This window comes from Rhizobium sp. BK491 (assembly GCF_014194925.1).
Lineage (GTDB): Bacteria > Pseudomonadota > Alphaproteobacteria > Rhizobiales > Rhizobiaceae > Rhizobium.
The window spans coordinates 287,700-303,244 of the sequence record NZ_JACIAR010000001.1 but is presented as its reverse complement, the minus strand read 5'-3'; the positions used below and the strand labels follow the sequence as shown (position 1 = coordinate 303,244).

The window sequence follows — 15,545 nt, the reverse complement described above, 5'->3', positions numbered from 1 at the left end:
CCGAGTGCATCCGTTGCAATCCGGACAGGCGGGTGGCGATCAGAAAGCAGTCCATTACCGGTGCGAAACGATTTTGATTAAGACTACTTGAAGCTGGCAGCGCTTTACCGAACATTAACCATGATCTTCGGAATTTCTTCGGTGCGCTCAATTTGCATCGCAAAATGGACAAACTGCAATCATGATTAAAGCACCGTTAGGTGATTGGAGCGTAGCAGGATACCGGAACGAGGGACTACCGGTAGCAGACCTCCGTCAAAGTAATGAGTAGCGGCTTGGGACAGATGACATTCGAAAATCGTGCGGTGACATACACAACGGCCATGCGTTGGTTTGCTCTCTCACTGATGTGCGCAACCATCACGGCCTGCGGAACGACGCAGAAAGCGCCCAGCAAGCGCCAGCACGGCAAGGAATATTTCTCCGAGAAGGAATATGGCGTGAAGGCGAGCCCACGCGTCGTCAATAACGGTCCGGTGCCGAAGGGCGGCGGCCGCTTCATGGTTGGCAATCCCTATCAGGTGAAGGGCAAGTGGTATTATCCCAAGGAAGATTTCGGCTATAACAAGGTCGGCGTCGCCTCCTGGTACGGTTCGGCCTTTCACGGCCGCCTAACCGCCAACGGCGAAGTCTACGACCAGCAGTCGCTGACCGCCGCCCATCCGACTTTCCCGCTGCCGAGCTATGCCCGCGTCACCAACGTCGAGACCGGATCCTCCATCATCGTACGCGTCAACGATCGCGGCCCATACCATCCCGGCCGCATCATCGACCTTTCGAACAAGACGGCACAGCTGCTCGACCTTCAGCACAGCGGCACCGGCGACGTACGCGTGCAATATGTCGGCCGCGCCCGCATGGACGGTCATGACGAGCCTTATCTGATGGCCTCCTACATCCCGAAGGGTTCGCGTCTGCCTGGCATCAACCCAGGTGGCCAGATCGCAACGGGCGTGATGGTGGCCTCTGCCGGCCGCATGACTGCGGATCAGCTGCCGGATTCGTATACCCCTACACCGACGCGCCCCAGCCGTCAGGTGCGCAGCTTTGATGCCGCGCCGGCGATCGCACCCGTTCCACGCCAGTCGCCCTATTCAGCAACAGCCTTCGCCGATGCGCCGAAGCCTGCCTACAATGGCGACAAGCGCAACAATCCGCCGCCGATGACCTGGAACGGCGGCGCCATGCCTGCCGCCGAGAGCGCCGAGCCGGTCATGATCGTTCTGCCGCAAATCGGGCCGATTCCCCGTGAGCGACCGGATTTCACGCCCCGACTGGCAAGCCTTGACGATCAATCGATCGGTTCGGCTGTCGCCGCCTATCAGAATGCGCCGGTCAAAACAGTTTATGTCGACCTCGCTTTCGATGCCGTCATGGTTCGTAACGACGGCCTCACGCAGGAATCGATTCTCTTGTCCTATCGCCGCCAGCATCAGGGTGCGACGCAGGTCGATTGATCGACGTCATTGCCTGAATCTTAACCCGTCACTAAAATAATCGTGCCGGTGGTCGGATGAAGGGGACGATATGCCAAAGCGCTTGATTCTTTTGTTCCTTCTTCTCCTCGGGTTCGCGAAGGTCACGGCCTTCGCGCAGCCGGCCGCGCCAGGTGCTTTCGACACGAAAGCCGCGCAGGCATTCATGATCGAGGCGTCGACCGGTACTATCCTGCTTGCCAAAAACGAGGATCAGCTGATTTCGCCTGCGTCGCTTGCGAAACTGATGACGCTGGATGTCGTTTTCGATGCGATCGGGCGAGGGGAGATCAATCTCGATACCGAATATCCCGTCTCGGAAAATGCCTGGCGTACGGGCGGCGCTCCCTCACGCGCATCGACAATGTTCGCAGCTCTGAAATCGCGCATCCGCGTCGGCGATCTGATCCAGGGTATTGCCGTACAGCAGGCAAACGACGCCTGTATCGTTCTGGCGGAAGGCATGTCTGTCAGCGAACGCGAATTCGCCCGTCGCATGACGGCGCGCGCAAGAGAGATCGGGATGTCCCGGTCCACCTTCACCAATTCCACCGGCCTGCCGGATGCCGACGATCCCAATGCCGGCGGCAAGGTTTCCGCGCGAGAGATGGTCATGCTGGCGCAGGACCTGCAGGAGAAGCACCCGGATCTCTACAAATATTTCGGGCAGGCCGACTTTACCTGGAACAAGATCTATCAGCGCAACAAGAACCCGATGCTTCTGCTCAATATCGGCGTGGATGGTCTGGGGCTTGGCTTTGCGGAAGGGGAAGGCTTTTCGATCGTAGCGTCCATTCAGCGCGATGGCCGCCGGCTGTTCCTGGCACTCGGAGGGTTGAAGAGCGACAAGGAACGCATCGAGGAGACGCGCCGTGTCCTCGAATGGGGCCTCAGCAATTTCAAGAGCCAGCGTATCTTCGCCGATGGCGAAGTGATCGGCGACGCCAGCGTCTATGGCGGCGCTGCTTCTACCGTCGGCCTGCAGGCGAAAATACCCGTCGACGTCTATGTTCCGATTGAGACGCCGGATCGGCTTTCGGCGCGCATCGTCTATCGCTGGCCTTTGACGGCACCGGTGGCTGCGGGTTACGAAGCCGGCACCCTTCGCGTGTTCCTGGGCGCGCGTTTGGTGCGGGAGCTGCCACTCTATACGAAGGAATCGGTCGAGCGGGGCACATTGGGTCGCCGCGCTTTCGATGCCTTCATGGAACTGACGGAATCGCTGCTGTTCTCCTGGCTGTGGGACAAGCCTTTGCCGACGTGAGTGGGTTGTAAGGCTCGCGAAATCTCTGTTCACACCCCATATAGAGTGGCGGAGACCGGGACATGCACGGTTCCACCTGAACATGTCTTGGGTTAAACAGGATGCGTATCGCACGCCGCACGAATGGCACGCGAAAAGTGCAGGACATGATCATTGGCTGATGCAGACGGATTATTCGTAAGCTTTGAAGGCGGCGAGGGGGCTGGCAAATCCACCCAGATTCGCCGGCTGGCTGAGCGGTTGCGCGAGCGTGGTCACGAGGTTCTGGTAACGCGTGAACCCGGGGGCTCGCCAGGAGCGGAAGCGGTACGGCACGTCCTGCTTTCAGGTGCTGCGGAAACCTTCGGCACGCGCATGGAGGCGATCCTCTTCGCTGCTGCCCGCAACGATCATGTCGAGGACGTCATTCGTCCGGCACTTTCGCGCGGCACCATCGTCCTTTGCGATCGGTTCATGGATTCCTCGCGCGTCTATCAGGGTGTGACGGGCAATCTCGAGCCTGACTATATCGAGGCTCTGCAGAGGGTTGCCGTCAACGGCGTCATTCCGCATTGCACGCTGATTCTCGACATTCCCGCCGAAGTCGGTCTGGAGCGCGCACGCAAGCGCGCCTCCGCCGTAACCGCACCCGATCGCTTCGAAAAGGAAGAGATGCAGACCCACGAGAAGCGCCGCGAGGCGTTCCTCGATATCGCCGCCCGCGAGCCCGAGCGTTGCCACGTCATCGACGCCCTGAAGCCGGAAGATGAGATCGCCGCCGAAATTGCCGGGATCGTCGACAAGAGGCTCGGCGCTGCCAATATCGTCGCCAGATCGGAAGCCGCGCAATGAGCGACGAGCGACCGGGTGTCCTCGACGGCGCCATTCCTCCGCAGGACAATACGAAGCTGTTCGGCCATCAAGAAGCCGAAGCCTTCCTCGCCCAATCCTATCGCTCCGGCAAGGGGCATCATGCCATGCTGATCGAAGGCCCCGAAGGCATCGGTAAGGCGACCCTTGCCTTCCGTTTCGCCAATCACGTCCTCTCCCATCCCGATCCGGCATCTGCGCCTAAGACGATCGGCGATCCCGACCCGGCATCCGTCGTCAGCCGGCAGATTTCCGGCGGAGCATCGCATAATCTGCTGCATTTGAGCCGGCCGGTCGACGACAAGACCGGCAAGATGAAATCCGCGATCACCGTCGACGAAGTGCGCCGCGCCGGAAAATTCTTCTCGCAGACATCAGGCACGGGCAACTGGCGCATCGTCATCATCGATCCCGCCGACGATCTCAACCGAAGCGCGGCCAACGCCATCCTGAAAATCCTCGAGGAGCCGCCGAAGCGCGCTTTGTTCCTGGTGCTGTCGCATGCGCCAGGCCGGCTTTTGCCGACGATACGCTCGCGCTGTCTGCCTCTGAAGCTCGCGCCGCTCGAAAACGAGCCTCTGCGCTGGGCGCTCGAAAATCTTGGCGTGCCGCCAGGGCAGGGGAACGACGTGCTTTCAGCAGCCAAAGGCAGCGTCAGCGAGGCGCTCAAGCTCCTGAACTATGGTGGCGGCGAGATCATCGAAGCTTACCGCCAGGTGCTTTCGGCAGACGGACCTGCGGCACGCAAGGCAATGCATCGACTCGCTGACGCGCTTTCCGGCAAGGACAGCGACACGATCTTCGGCTTCTTCCTGTCGCATATCGGCGACGATATCATCGAGCGAGCCCGCGCCGCCGCGCTTGACGGCTCGATTTCGACGGCCGAAAGGCTGGCACGGCTGCATTCCGAGACCACAGAGCGGCTGAACGTGTCGCAGGCCTATAATCTCGATCGTAAGCAGACGCTGATTACCATCCTCGGCGAGCTCAAACAGCAGCTTTCAGCCTAGCTTCCCTATGCGATTTCCGGGAATGAAAACTCGCTGCATTCCTTAGTTTTGCGGCGAGAGATGCATGCGGATCATCACAGCGATATATCCAAAAAACGGCATGATGTAATCCATTACCAGCGTGTAGTGCAGCGCGATGCGGCCCCCTACCTTCATGGTCAGACCGTATCCCAGCTGAAGTGATCGGTCTCATTTGAAGGTGCCGCAGCTTTTCGGCTGTGGAATTGGATTGGAGACTAACCGTGACACTACATGACAAACCGTTGATCGCGATTGTCGGTGCGACGAGCAAGCAAGGGCGAAGCGTGGCGACGACGCTGCTTCAAAGTCAACGCTTCCGCGTCCGTGCGCTTACTCGGAGCAAGGATTCACCCTCAGCGCGCGCGCTGCAGGCGTTAGGGGCGGAAATCGTGACGGTGCCGCTCGAACTCGGCCGGACAAAGGAACTCGTGGGTGCCTTCGAGGGCGCTGCCGGCGCCTTCCTGATGACGCCTCCTATCGCGCCGCCAGACACGAGTGAGGCGCCGCTTGGCCGGCAATTGGCCGATGCTGCCGTGGAGGCCGGGGTCGGCCATGTGGTCTTCAGCACGCTGGAGAATGTCGAAAAGATCTCAGGCCGGACGAAATATGCGCCACACTTCACCGACAAGGCAAAGGTTGCCGATTATATACGCGGACTTCCGGTCTCGCACTCCTTCGTCATGCTCGCGTTCTTCTACACCAACCTGCTCGAATATTATGTTCCTCGGTATGATGGCGACACGCTCCTATTGCCGATCTATCTGCCGGAAGACGTCGCCGCACCTTTCGTCGATCCGTTGACGGCCACCGGTCCTGTCGTCCTGGAGATCTTCTCCCACCCTGAACGCTACAACGGAAAGACGCTTCCGATCGTGGGCGATATCATTTCACCGCGTGAAATGGTCGATACCTTCCGGCGCGTAACGGGCCTGAAAGCCGAATATCGGAACGCCTTTTCCAGGGACGGCCTCCTGCAGTATTTTCCGGAATTCGCCGCCAACGAGCTGCTCGTCCGCGAAATTTTGGGGATGGTCGAATATGCCGTCGAATATGGCTATTTCAGTGGAGAACATGATCTCGGCTGGAGTCGCCGCTTGGGTTCGGACACATTGAACTGGGAGCAATTTTTGCGAACCACCGGCTGGCGCGGTGAAAAGCGAGCGTTCGGACTTTGAGGCCGATTGCCTGTCTCTCAGCTCACAGCGATGCCTGGCAGCTTCTTTAACTCCTTGACGAGGAAATCGACTAGTAGCCGTACGCGAGCGACGCCTGCTCGTTCGGGGACGACGAGCAGGCTGATGGGAACCGCCTCAAGGTCGTACTCGTCAAACAGGACTTCGAGCGTACCGGCATCGAGCAGATCCTGAACCAGCCAGAGGTGAGCGGGACCGATGCCGCGGCCGGCCGCCAGAGCAGCGCGAGCAGCGAGGCCGTGATCGACCCGCAGCATTCCGCTCACCGGAACCACCAGACGCATCCCATCCGGATCAAACAGAATAAGCTGATCGCTTCCGGCAATGTTGGACATTACCACGCTATCGTGCTGCGCGAGGTCGGCGGGACGTGTGGGCCGCCCTTTGCGGCGAAAATAATCGGGCGAACCCACGAGCCTTCGATGGCTTTTTCCGATGGAAACGAGCTTCATGGCGTCATCGGCAATCGGCCCCAGACGCAAAGCGATATCAATCCCCTCACGAGCGAGATCGATGCGCTCATCCGTAAGATTAAGATCTACCCTGATCTCCGGATATCGATCTTGAAAATCGAAAATCATCCGCGTGACGTGCATGACGCCGAGAGCAGCAGTGCAGGACAGACGAACGGCACCTGCCGGCGACCGCCGCGCATTTCTTGCTTCTTCGGTGGCCTGCTCGACAAGCCGCAGAATCTGCAGGCAGTTTGCATAGTAGCGGCTCCCTTCCTCGGTGAGCGTGACGCGGCGTGTGGTTCTTCCGAGAAGAGGGACCCCCACGGCCGCCTCCAACTCATTGATATGGCGGGTTACCGTCGATTGACCAAGGCCAAGCTCTCGCGCAGCAGCCGACAAACGACCACGTTCTACAACCCGGACGAACGTCCGCATCCGATCCAGGGAAAGGCCTTGATCATCCATTTTTTGGCGAAATCAGGTTCATTACCTCTTATAAATTGATCAATCGCCTTTAGCTACGGCAACCCTTCCAAGGCGACTGCATGATCGTACCGGCTGTCAATCCGGCATTATGTTCAGGGCGACCTAGGGAAAGATCAGCTTCCCGGCAACGATCGTGAGCGTCACGGCAAGAATGATGCGCACGGACCGCTCATGCAGGCGAGGCGCGAGCAGGCTACCGGCGACGATACCTGGAATCGACCCCACCAACAGAGCGAACAGCATCGTCCAGTTGATCTCGCCGATGAACCAATAGCCCATGCCACCGATCAAAGTCAGCGGCACGGCATGGACGATGTCGGAGCCGACGATTTCGCGGACATCCGTCTGCGGATAGAGCACCAGCAGGACGGTGACACCGAGCGCGCCGGCGCCGACCGAGGTCATCGTGACGAGGATACCGAGCATAAGGCCGAGGATGACTGTGAGCAGAGCAATATTGCGTGGCGATATCGTTCCGCGTTCGCCGCGCCATTTGCGGATGGCCTTGAGGATCTGGCCACGGAAAATCAGCATCAGCGCCGTCAAAAGCAAAAGACAGCCCAACGACAGGGTGATGGTATGAGCAACGGCGGGGCTCTCGCGATTGACGCCGGCCATGATCCAGAGCATGGCAAGCGCCGCGGGAACGCTGCCTGACGCCAAAAGGCTCACAACCTTCCAATTGACGCGTCCGTGCATGCCGTGCACGGCCGTTCCCGCGGTCTTGGTGATTGCGGCATAGAGCAGATCCGTGCCAACGGCCGTTGCCGGATGGACACCGAAGAGAAGTACGAGCAGGGGGGTCATCAGCGAGCCGCCGCCGACCCCTGTAATGCCCACAAGCATGCCAACGAAAAAGCCGGAAAAGGAATAAAGCGGCTGAAAGGAATCGATCAAACTCACGGCCTCTTGAAGCCGTTTGGCAGACCAATACATAAAACGATGAAATCCACGGCTACGTCTGTCCTGCGTTCCACTCTCCCGAAGGGGTAAAGGCGAGGGGGAGTCGAGTCAAGCAAAGCGCCATCCTGAAGTTCCGAATGCTGCGCGCGCGAAACTTGGTGTTTCGCTCATGGCAAACATGCGCTAAAGCGAGCGGAGCAAGAATAACAGCGACGTAACAGTAAAAGCGGGCCACTGCCTCACATGACCGAAAAAACTCCGTTCTACATCACCACCGCGATCGCCTATCCCAACGGCAAGCCGCATATCGGCCATGCCTATGAGTTGATCGCCACTGATGCGCTGGCACGTTTCCAGCGCCTCGATGGCCGCGATGTCTTCTTTCTGACGGGTACGGACGAGCATGGCCAGAAGATGCAGCAGACGGCGCGGGCCGAAGGCATGGAACCGCAGCAGCTCGCCAATCGCAATTCCGATGAATTCCAGGCGATGGGCAAGTTGCTGAATGCGTCGAATGACGATTTCATCCGCACGACGCAGCCGCGCCACCACGAGACCTCGCAGAACATCTGGAACCTGATGGCCGATGCCGGCGACATCTACAAGGATTCCTATGCCGGCTGGTATTCCGTGCGTGACGAAGCCTATTACCAGGAAAACGAAACCGAGCTGCGCGCCGATGGCGTGCGCTACGGGCCGCAAGGCACGCCGGTCGAGTGGGTGGAGGAGGCAAGCTACTTCTTCAAGCTCTCCGAATACCAGGACCGGCTGCTGAAGCTTTACGAAGAGAACCCGGATTTCATCGGTCCGGCCGAACGCCGCAACGAAGTCATTTCCTTCGTCAAGTCCGGCCTGAAGGATCTGTCGATTTCCCGCACGACTTTCGATTGGGGTATCAAGGTGCCCAACGATCCCACGCACGTCATGTATGTCTGGGTCGACGCTCTGACGAACTACATCACGGCGACCGGCTACATCGAGGATAAGAACAATCCGAGGGCGAAATACTGGCCTGCCGATCTTCATATCATCGGCAAGGACATCATTCGTTTCCATGCCGTCTACTGGCCGGCCTTCCTGATGTCGGCGAAGCTGCCGCTGCCGAAGCGTGTCTATGCCCACGGCTTCTTGCTCAACAAGGGCGAGAAGATGTCGAAGTCGCTCGGCAACGTTGTCGATCCGGTCAATCTGGTGAACCATTTCGGCCTCGACCAGGTGCGCTACTTCTTTCTGCGCGAAGTCTCCTTCGGCCAGGACGGCAGCTACAGCGAAGAAGCGATCGGCACGCGCATTAATTCCGACCTCGCCAATGGCATTGGCAATCTCGCCAGCCGCTCGCTGTCGATGATCGTGAAGAACTGCGACGGACAGATTCCTGAATGCGGTCCGCTGACGGATGAAGACAAGGCGCTTTTGGCTCAGGCCGACGCGTTGCTTGCCTCGACCCGCGAAGACATGGGCAAGCAGCTGATCCATCGCGCTCTCGCTTCCATCATCGCGGTGGTTTCCGAAACCGACCGCTATTTCGCGAGCCAGGAGCCCTGGGCGCTGAAGAAGACCGATCCGGCGCGCATGGCAACCGTGCTGTATGTCACGGCCGATGTCGTGCGTCAGATCGGCATTCTCCTGCAGCCCTTCATGCCGGAATCCTCGGGTAAGCTCTTGGATCTCATCGCCATCCCAGCCGACAAGCGCGATTTCGCAGCCCTCGGCGAGGCCGGCCGCCTCGTTGCCGGAACGCCGCTGGAGGCACCAAAGCCGGTCTTCCCGCGCTATGTCGCGCCGACTGCCGAATAAGGTTTTCCATGCTGATCGACACGCACTGCCATCTGGATTTTGCCGACTTCGAAGAGGAGCGCGACGCGATCGTCGCTCGCGCTCACGAGATGGGCGTCAAGCAGATGGTCACCATTTCGACAAAGGTCAGGAAGCTCGACGGATTGCTTGCTCTTACCGAGCGTTATCCGTCCGTTTTCTGCTCGGTCGGCACTCATCCGAACAGCGCCGATCAGGAGCTTGATATTCAGACGGAAGATCTCGTGCGGTTGGCAAACCAGCATGAGAAGATCGTCGCGATCGGCGAGGCGGGTCTCGATTACTTCTACGATACCGTCAAGCCGGAAGACCAGAAGACCGGTTTCCTGCGCCATATCGCTGCCGCGCGCGAAACGCAGCTGCCGCTCGTCATCCACAGCCGCAGCGCCGACGAGGACATGGCCGCGATCCTGACGGAGGAAACAGGGAAGGGGGCTTTCCCCTTTATCCTCCATTGCTTTTCTGCCGGCCCTGCCCTTGCCCAGATCGGCGTCGAGCTCGGCGGCTATATTTCCTTTTCCGGCATCCTGACCTTTCCGAAATCGGAAGAGCTGCGCGAGATCGCCAAGACTGTCCCACACGATCGTCTGCTGGTCGAAACGGATGCGCCATATCTCGCGCCGAAGCGCTGGCGGGGAAAACGCAATGAGCCGTCCTATGTCATCAACACTGCCGAAGTGCTGGCCGATACGATCGGTGTCAGCATGGACGAGATCGCCGACATCACGACCGAAAACGCCTTCCGCTGCTTCTCCAAAATGACGAGGGTCTGACGTCGTGACATACCGGCGACGCTTCACCATTTTGGGCTGTTCATCGTCGCCGGGTGTTCCGCGTATTACCGGCGATTGGGGCGCCTGCGATCCGAAAAACGCAAAAAACCGCCGCACGCGCGCTGCCTTTCTCATCGAGCAGATCGCACCGGATGGCGGCATTACCACCGTCGTCATCGATACCGGTCCGGATTTTCGCGAACAGATGATCCATGCCGGCGTCAGCTTCATCGACGCCGTTCTCTATACCCACGCCCATGCCGACCATATTCACGGCATCGATGATCTGCGCGGCTATTTCCATATCTCGAACGAGCGCATCCCGATCTATGCCGATCCGCCGACGATGGACCGCATTCGCGAAGGCTTTCGCTACTGCCTGGAAACGCCTGCCGGCAGCAGCTATCCACCGATCGTGCGGCCTGTGCTGATCGAAAATCTCGAGAAAAGTTTCGTGATCGATGGGGCAGGCGGTCCGATTCGCTTCTGGCCGCACAAGCAGGTACATGGCGATATCCATTCGTTGGGCTTCCGTATCGGCAAACTCGCTTATTGCAGCGATATCAGCGACTTCCCACCGGAATCGATAGAAAGAGTTCAGAACCTCGACATTCTGATCATCGACGCGTTGCAGTATCGGCCGCATCCAAGCCATCTGTCGTTGGAGCAATCGCTCGAATGGATCGAACGCTTGGCGCCGAAACACGCCATCTTGACCCACATGCATACGCCGCTCGATTATGAAACCGTACTGGCTGAAACGCCCGATCATGTCGAGCCGGCCTACGATCAGATGCAGATCGAACTCGACGTGGAGGATGATGAGCTATGAGCGAAGATATCAGGAAGCTTTCCAGCCTGGAGCGCGTCGAACTTGCAGCGCGCACGCTGGGGCTCGACATCTCGATCAAGCGCATGGAGCAATCGACGCGGACCGCCGAAGAAGCTGCCAAGGCCGTAGGATGCGCCGTCGGCCAGATCGTGAAATCTCTGGTCTTCGTCAATGCCGATACGCAGGCACTGACGCTGCTTCTTGTTTCTGGCGCCCATAATGCCGACACCGCTTATATTGCAATGGCTTATGGCGTTCGGCTGAAGCGCGCGGATATCGATCGCGTTCGCGACGAAACCGGCTTTGCCATCGGCGGCGTCGCACCCATCGGCCATTTGGTCGATCTGCCTGTCTTTATGGACGAGAGCCTTTTGGCTTATGATCAGGTCTGGTGCGCGGCCGGGCGTCCGGACAGCATTTTCTCCTGCAATCCAACGACGCTGGCCGAGAAGATTGCGGCTAGGGTGATCCGCATCAAAGCGAACTAGAGCAGTTCCAGCAAAAGTGCGAAGCGGTTTTGCGTCTGGAACTGCGTAAAAACAAGAAGATAGAGCGCTTTCGCGATTCGAAGAAAAGCGGAAATGCTCTAAGAATAACGAATGCAGCCGGGCGGTGGTGCCACAGGGAGGATGCGATGGGCGAGGCTTCGGACGGCAAAAGGACCGATACGGCTTCCCGGATAATTCGTGCGACGCCACACGCGATCTTCAGAGCTTTCCTCGATCCCGAAGCGCTGGCCTCATGGCTTCCGCCGAAAGGCATGACGTGCCGCATCCAGGTCTTCGAACCGCATAAGGGCGGCAGTTATCGAATGGTGCTATTCTATGATGCACCGGATCATTCGACATCTGGAAAATCCTCCGAGCATACCGACATTATCTCTGGTCAGTTCATCGAGATCGTGGCGGATGAACGCATCGTTCAGGCGGTGGATTTCGAATCCGAGGACGCCGCATTTGGCGGGACGATGACCATAAGCTGGTCCTTGACAGAAGTTCAGACCGGCACAAGGGTCACCGTAGTTTGCGAGAACGTGCCTTACGGTATCAGCAGAGAAGATCATGACGAGGGACTGAAATCGACTCTCGAAAATCTGGCCAACCATCTGGAATAAAATCGAAAAATGTCGAACTCATTGTGGTATTGATATCGGCTTTAGTTCCATAATCTATCTTATCTGATAAGTATGTGGTTTACGGGTACATTCTATTTTAAAGTGCGACATGCCAATGATTTCAATGGCTTCACTTTGGAGGTTTTGGCATGTCCCACTGCTGTCAGCAACTCACCCTCGCCGATCGACGGCGTCTTCCTCCTCCCTCGATGCGCCAAAATCAGTTGGTGGTGCTCTGTTTAACCGTCACTGTCGAACCGGTAGCGACGGTCGCTGTCGGCACATAAGCGTCAAGAAGGCTCGCCATCTTGTCGTCGCGAATTTGCGCCGTCTTTTCGCCCATCACGACGCCGACTACGCGGCGGCCGTTTTTCGAGGCTGACGTCACGAGATTGTATCCGGAGGCATCGGTATAGCCGGTCTTGATGCCATCGGCGCCTGCGTAACGATACATCAGATTGTTGTGACCCCGCAGCTTCATGCCGCGGAACTTCATGCCGCGCAGCGAGAAAAGTTTGAACTCTTCCGGAAAGTCGCGCATGAGCGCAACACCAAGCGTTGCCATATCGTGTGCGGTCGTGACCTGTTCCGGATCCGGCAAACCTGACGGATTCTTGAAGACGGTCTTGCTCATGCCAAGCTGGTGCGCCTTCGCGGTCATGATCTTGCCGAAGCTCTCCTCCGAGCCACCAAGCTGCTCGGCAATCGCGACAGCCGCATCATTGGCCGACAGCACGACGATGCCTTCGACAGCCTCGCGCGTCGTGACCTTGCGGCCTGCACCGATCGCGAATTTGAAGGGCTCCTTGCTCTCGGCATTCTCCGACATGGTCAGCTTCTGATCCCATTTCAGGCGGCCGTCATGCAGCGCTTCGAAGGCAAGATAGAGCGTCATCATCTTGGTGAGCGAGGCCGGATAATTCAGCTCGTTCTCATTCGATGCTTCCAGCACCTGACCGCTATGCGCATCCACGAGATAACTCGCCTGCCCGGCCTCCGCTGCCGAAGCTGCGCCGAGAAGCGATAGGGTCGAAATCGCCGCGGCGAGGAGCAGGGATTTTGTCTTGAGCATGGATTTTGCGGTCTCTTACTTTGATGTTCCGGGCGAAACAGCAGATCACCGAGGAAACCGGCTGCCTGCTTTCGAGCGGAATGGATCGGGCAAATCTGTGGCGGAAAAAAGAACAATGGGATGAAAAAAGGACGATCGGAAAATACTCCCCAGACCATTTTGCCCGCCCTCGCCCAAATGCTAAGCTTTCAACCGCTTTCCGCCGGCAATCGCTGCAAAATACCGCTGTTCCAACCCGCGCGCCGATGGTTTGAACGCCCTCAAGCGCCCTATCCCCAGAACCACGACTTATTGACTTCGGTCCTGGCTTCGGCGCGCGTCATGCCGATGTCGCGAAGCTGGTCATCGGTCAGCTCACGCAGGTTCCATCTCGTCTCGCGCTTTTCAAGATAGGTCAGGAATCTCTCAAGCGCTTTTCGCCAAAATCCCCGCTTTCGCCGACCTCTACCTGCAACGGCGGCCGCTGCTTGCATCGGTCTGTCGATATCGGTCGTCATTTTCCTGCTCCTCAGGCTCATATGAACATGGGCTTAGGATGCACTGGCGCTGACAATGAATGAAGCTTATGATATTTATACAAACCATAAGGAATTCTTTTTTGTTCAACCTGGATCAGCTAGCCACCTTTGTCAGTGTTGTCGATCTCGGAAGCTTTACAGCCGCTGCCGATAAGGCCGGGCTCACACAACCGGCTGTCAGCCTGCAGGTGAAACTGCTGGAGCAGCGTCTCGGCGTAAAGCTGATCGAGCGCGTCGGCAGGCGGGCGCAGCCCTCGCCGGCCGGGCTTGATTTGCTTGCGCATGCCCGCCGCATCATCGAAGCCTGCTCGATCGCAGAGGAGTCGATGACGCCTTTTCGAGAGGGATCGGTCGGACGCGTGCGAATCGGCAGCGGCGGCACCGCTTCGATTCATCTGCTGCCCCGCGCCATCGCCATAGCAAAGAAGCGCATGCCCGATCTCGAGATCATCGTCCGTGTCGGCAATATCGAGGAGATTCTGCGTGATCTCGAAGCCAATGCGTTGGACCTCGCGGTCGTTGCCCTGCCCGCCTCTGGCCGTTCGCTGGAAGTCGAGCCATTCCATGAAGACGAGCTTCTGGCCGTGGCCCCCAAGGGAAGCGTGATGCCGGAGGGCGGGCCGGATGTAGAGTTCATGAAAACCAAGACGATGCTGCTTTACGAAGGCGGCAACACGCGTCGCGCCACGAATGGATGGTTCGAGGCCGGCAGGGTTCACCCCGAGCCGGCCATGGAGTTTGGGAGTGTCGAAGCCATCAAGGAACTGGTCGCCGCCGGCCTCGGATGGTCCATCCTTCCCGACATGGCTCTGAGACGGGATAGGTCGGGCCAGCTGGTTACCTCGCCACTCAAGCCGAGGCTCGTTCGGCAACTCGGCATGGTGTTGCGCCGGGACAAGCATCTCACAAGAGGTCTTCGCGAAGTCATGAAAGCGCTACGTGATTTTCAAACATCGGAATAGGCGATGTAAACCTTGGCAGGACATCTAGACAGTGTCCCGCCCCGGCCTTGGCTGCCTATTCGAGCCGCCTGCGGCGCTCCATCTCCTCTTCAGAGGGATTCTGACCAACGAAGGAGCCCGTCTTCACCGGCCCATCGGGTTCGTAGGTCGCGAAGATGACGCCGGTCGGAGAGATCTTGCTGCGCAGCAGCTTCATTGCGCAAGGCACTGCCCCGCCGGCAAACAGCTTCTTGCCGCCGCCCAGCACCAGCGGAAAGATCACCAGATGGTATTCGTCGATCAGCCCTTGGCGGAGCAGGGTCTGAATGAAATCGCTACTGCCCTGGATCAGCAGATCCGGCCCCTCACCCGCCTTCAGTTCCCTTATTGCAGCAACGACATCCTTGCCGAGCGATCGGCTCTTGTTCCATTTCAATTCGGCGTCGCCGCGCGTCGCGACATATTTGGTGACGCTGTTGAATTTATTGGCAATCGGATTGTCGTTGTCGATATAGGGCCAATAGGCTGCGAAAATGTCATATGTCTTGCGGCCGAGCAGCAGATCGAACGGCTTTTCGAACAGTTCGAAGAGCGTCTTGCCGGTTTCCTCGTCAGAGTGCGGGAAGACCCAGCCGCCATACTTGAAGCCGCCGGTCGGATCCTCGTCCGGACCACCGGGTGCCTGCATGACGCCGTCGAGGCTGATGAATGTCGCTGCGATAATCTTGCGCATGATGCTCTCCTTTTCTGGCATGGTCCCCAAAGGACGCCTCATCGAGCCCCATCCCGACATCTCATCGGCAATTTTTTTGAACACGCAATCT

The 15,545-nt window shown here is 58.4% G+C and carries 16 protein-coding genes; 11 read left to right on the top strand and 5 right to left on the bottom strand.

Annotated elements, in window-relative coordinates:
• The first annotated feature begins 284 nt into the window (after positions 1-284).
• From FHX05_RS01570 to FHX05_RS01550, 5 genes are all read left to right on the top strand, one after another.
• The gene (locus FHX05_RS01570) at positions 285-1,457 is read left to right on the top strand and encodes a septal ring lytic transglycosylase RlpA family protein (protein WP_112602632.1); all 1,173 of its coding nucleotides are present in this window, start codon (positions 285-287) and stop codon (positions 1,455-1,457) included.
• A gap of 70 nt (positions 1,458-1,527) precedes the next feature.
• Positions 1,528-2,739: a D-alanyl-D-alanine carboxypeptidase family protein gene (locus FHX05_RS01565; protein ID WP_112602630.1), complete on the top strand. Its 1,212-nt coding sequence runs from the start codon at positions 1,528-1,530 to the stop codon at positions 2,737-2,739.
• Positions 2,740-2,892: 153 nt separating this feature from the next.
• On the top strand, positions 2,893-3,570 hold the full coding sequence (gene tmk, locus FHX05_RS01560; RefSeq protein WP_112602628.1) for a dTMP kinase: 678 nt from the start codon (positions 2,893-2,895) through the stop codon (positions 3,568-3,570).
• Entirely contained in the window at positions 3,567-4,598 is a 1,032-nt protein-coding gene (locus tag FHX05_RS01555) for a DNA polymerase III subunit delta' (RefSeq protein WP_112602626.1), read from the top strand. Before tmk ends, FHX05_RS01555 begins: the two co-directional genes overlap by 4 nt.
• Before the next feature lie 242 nt (positions 4,599-4,840).
• A complete protein-coding gene (locus FHX05_RS01550) occupies positions 4,841-5,794 on the top strand; it encodes an NmrA/HSCARG family protein (protein ID WP_183870475.1) in 954 nt (317 codons plus the stop codon).
• A 17-nt stretch (positions 5,795-5,811) separates the two neighbouring features.
• Here FHX05_RS01550 and FHX05_RS01545 read toward each other — a convergent pair whose 3' ends face one another.
• Positions 5,812-6,732: a LysR family transcriptional regulator gene (locus tag FHX05_RS01545; protein WP_183870474.1), complete on the bottom strand. Its 921-nt coding sequence runs from the start codon at positions 6,730-6,732 to the stop codon at positions 5,812-5,814.
• Between the two features lie 123 nt (positions 6,733-6,855).
• Entirely contained in the window at positions 6,856-7,689 is an 834-nt protein-coding gene (locus FHX05_RS01540) for a sulfite exporter TauE/SafE family protein (protein ID WP_183870473.1), read from the bottom strand.
• 210 nt (positions 7,690-7,899) lie between these two features.
• Here FHX05_RS01540 and metG point away from each other — a divergent pair, with 210 nt between their 5' ends.
• From metG to FHX05_RS01515, 5 genes are read left to right on the top strand one after another with little or no spacing between them, the layout of a single operon-like run.
• Complete coding sequence (gene metG, locus FHX05_RS01535) at positions 7,900-9,453, top strand: methionine--tRNA ligase (protein ID WP_183870472.1); 1,554 nt, start codon at positions 7,900-7,902, stop codon at positions 9,451-9,453.
• Between the two features lie 8 nt (positions 9,454-9,461).
• A complete protein-coding gene (locus tag FHX05_RS01530; protein ID WP_183870471.1) occupies positions 9,462-10,244 on the top strand; it encodes a TatD family hydrolase in 783 nt (260 codons plus the stop codon).
• A gap of 4 nt (positions 10,245-10,248) precedes the next feature.
• On the top strand, positions 10,249-11,076 hold the full coding sequence (locus tag FHX05_RS01525; RefSeq protein ID WP_112413779.1) for an MBL fold metallo-hydrolase: 828 nt from the start codon (positions 10,249-10,251) through the stop codon (positions 11,074-11,076).
• Positions 11,073-11,564: a YbaK/EbsC family protein gene (locus tag FHX05_RS01520; RefSeq protein ID WP_183870470.1), complete on the top strand. Its 492-nt coding sequence runs from the start codon at positions 11,073-11,075 to the stop codon at positions 11,562-11,564. The genes FHX05_RS01525 and FHX05_RS01520 overlap by 4 nt, the downstream gene beginning before the upstream one ends.
• Positions 11,565-11,593: 29 nt before the next feature.
• Positions 11,594-12,190, top strand: a complete 597-nt coding sequence (locus tag FHX05_RS01515) for an SRPBCC family protein (protein WP_348648300.1) — start codon at positions 11,594-11,596, stop codon at positions 12,188-12,190.
• Positions 12,191-12,410: 220 nt separating this feature from the next.
• On the opposite strand, the gene FHX05_RS01510 is transcribed toward FHX05_RS01515, so the two are convergent.
• Both FHX05_RS01510 and FHX05_RS01505 read right to left on the bottom strand, forming a co-directional pair.
• Positions 12,411-13,262, bottom strand: coding sequence for a D-alanyl-D-alanine carboxypeptidase family protein (locus FHX05_RS01510; RefSeq protein ID WP_112610323.1), 852 nt, complete (start codon positions 13,260-13,262; stop codon positions 12,411-12,413).
• A gap of 269 nt (positions 13,263-13,531) precedes the next feature.
• A complete protein-coding gene (locus tag FHX05_RS01505) occupies positions 13,532-13,759 on the bottom strand; it encodes a DUF1127 domain-containing protein (protein ID WP_246698828.1) in 228 nt (75 codons plus the stop codon).
• A 101-nt stretch (positions 13,760-13,860) separates the two neighbouring features.
• Here FHX05_RS01505 and FHX05_RS01500 point away from each other — a divergent pair, with 101 nt between their 5' ends.
• Complete coding sequence (locus tag FHX05_RS01500; RefSeq protein WP_246698827.1) at positions 13,861-14,742, top strand: LysR family transcriptional regulator; 882 nt, start codon at positions 13,861-13,863, stop codon at positions 14,740-14,742.
• A gap of 55 nt (positions 14,743-14,797) precedes the next feature.
• Here the strand turns inward: FHX05_RS01500 and FHX05_RS01495 are convergent, their stop codons facing one another.
• Positions 14,798-15,454, bottom strand: coding sequence for a dihydrofolate reductase family protein (locus tag FHX05_RS01495; RefSeq protein ID WP_183870467.1), 657 nt, complete (start codon positions 15,452-15,454; stop codon positions 14,798-14,800).
• Between the last annotated feature and the right edge of the window lie 91 nt (positions 15,455-15,545).

Coding starts and splice junctions, on each gene's coding strand:
- FHX05_RS01570 (WP_112602632.1), top strand. CDS start 285: ATGACATTCGAAAATCGTGCGGTGACATACACAACGGCCATGCGTTGG.
- FHX05_RS01565 (WP_112602630.1), top strand. CDS start 1,528: ATGCCAAAGCGCTTGATTCTTTTGTTCCTTCTTCTCCTCGGGTTCGCG.
- FHX05_RS01555 (WP_112602626.1), top strand. CDS start 3,567: ATGAGCGACGAGCGACCGGGTGTCCTCGACGGCGCCATTCCTCCGCAG.
- FHX05_RS01545 (WP_183870474.1), bottom strand. CDS start 6,732: ATGGATGATCAAGGCCTTTCCCTGGATCGGATGCGGACGTTCGTCCGG.
- FHX05_RS01540 (WP_183870473.1), bottom strand. CDS start 7,689: ATGTATTGGTCTGCCAAACGGCTTCAAGAGGCCGTGAGTTTGATCGAT.
- metG (WP_183870472.1), top strand. CDS start 7,900: ATGACCGAAAAAACTCCGTTCTACATCACCACCGCGATCGCCTATCCC.
- FHX05_RS01530 (WP_183870471.1), top strand. CDS start 9,462: ATGCTGATCGACACGCACTGCCATCTGGATTTTGCCGACTTCGAAGAG.
- FHX05_RS01520 (WP_183870470.1), top strand. CDS start 11,073: ATGAGCGAAGATATCAGGAAGCTTTCCAGCCTGGAGCGCGTCGAACTT.
- FHX05_RS01510 (WP_112610323.1), bottom strand. CDS start 13,262: ATGCTCAAGACAAAATCCCTGCTCCTCGCCGCGGCGATTTCGACCCTA.
- FHX05_RS01505 (WP_246698828.1), bottom strand. CDS start 13,759: ATGACGACCGATATCGACAGACCGATGCAAGCAGCGGCCGCCGTTGCA.
- FHX05_RS01495 (WP_183870467.1), bottom strand. CDS start 15,454: ATGCGCAAGATTATCGCAGCGACATTCATCAGCCTCGACGGCGTCATG.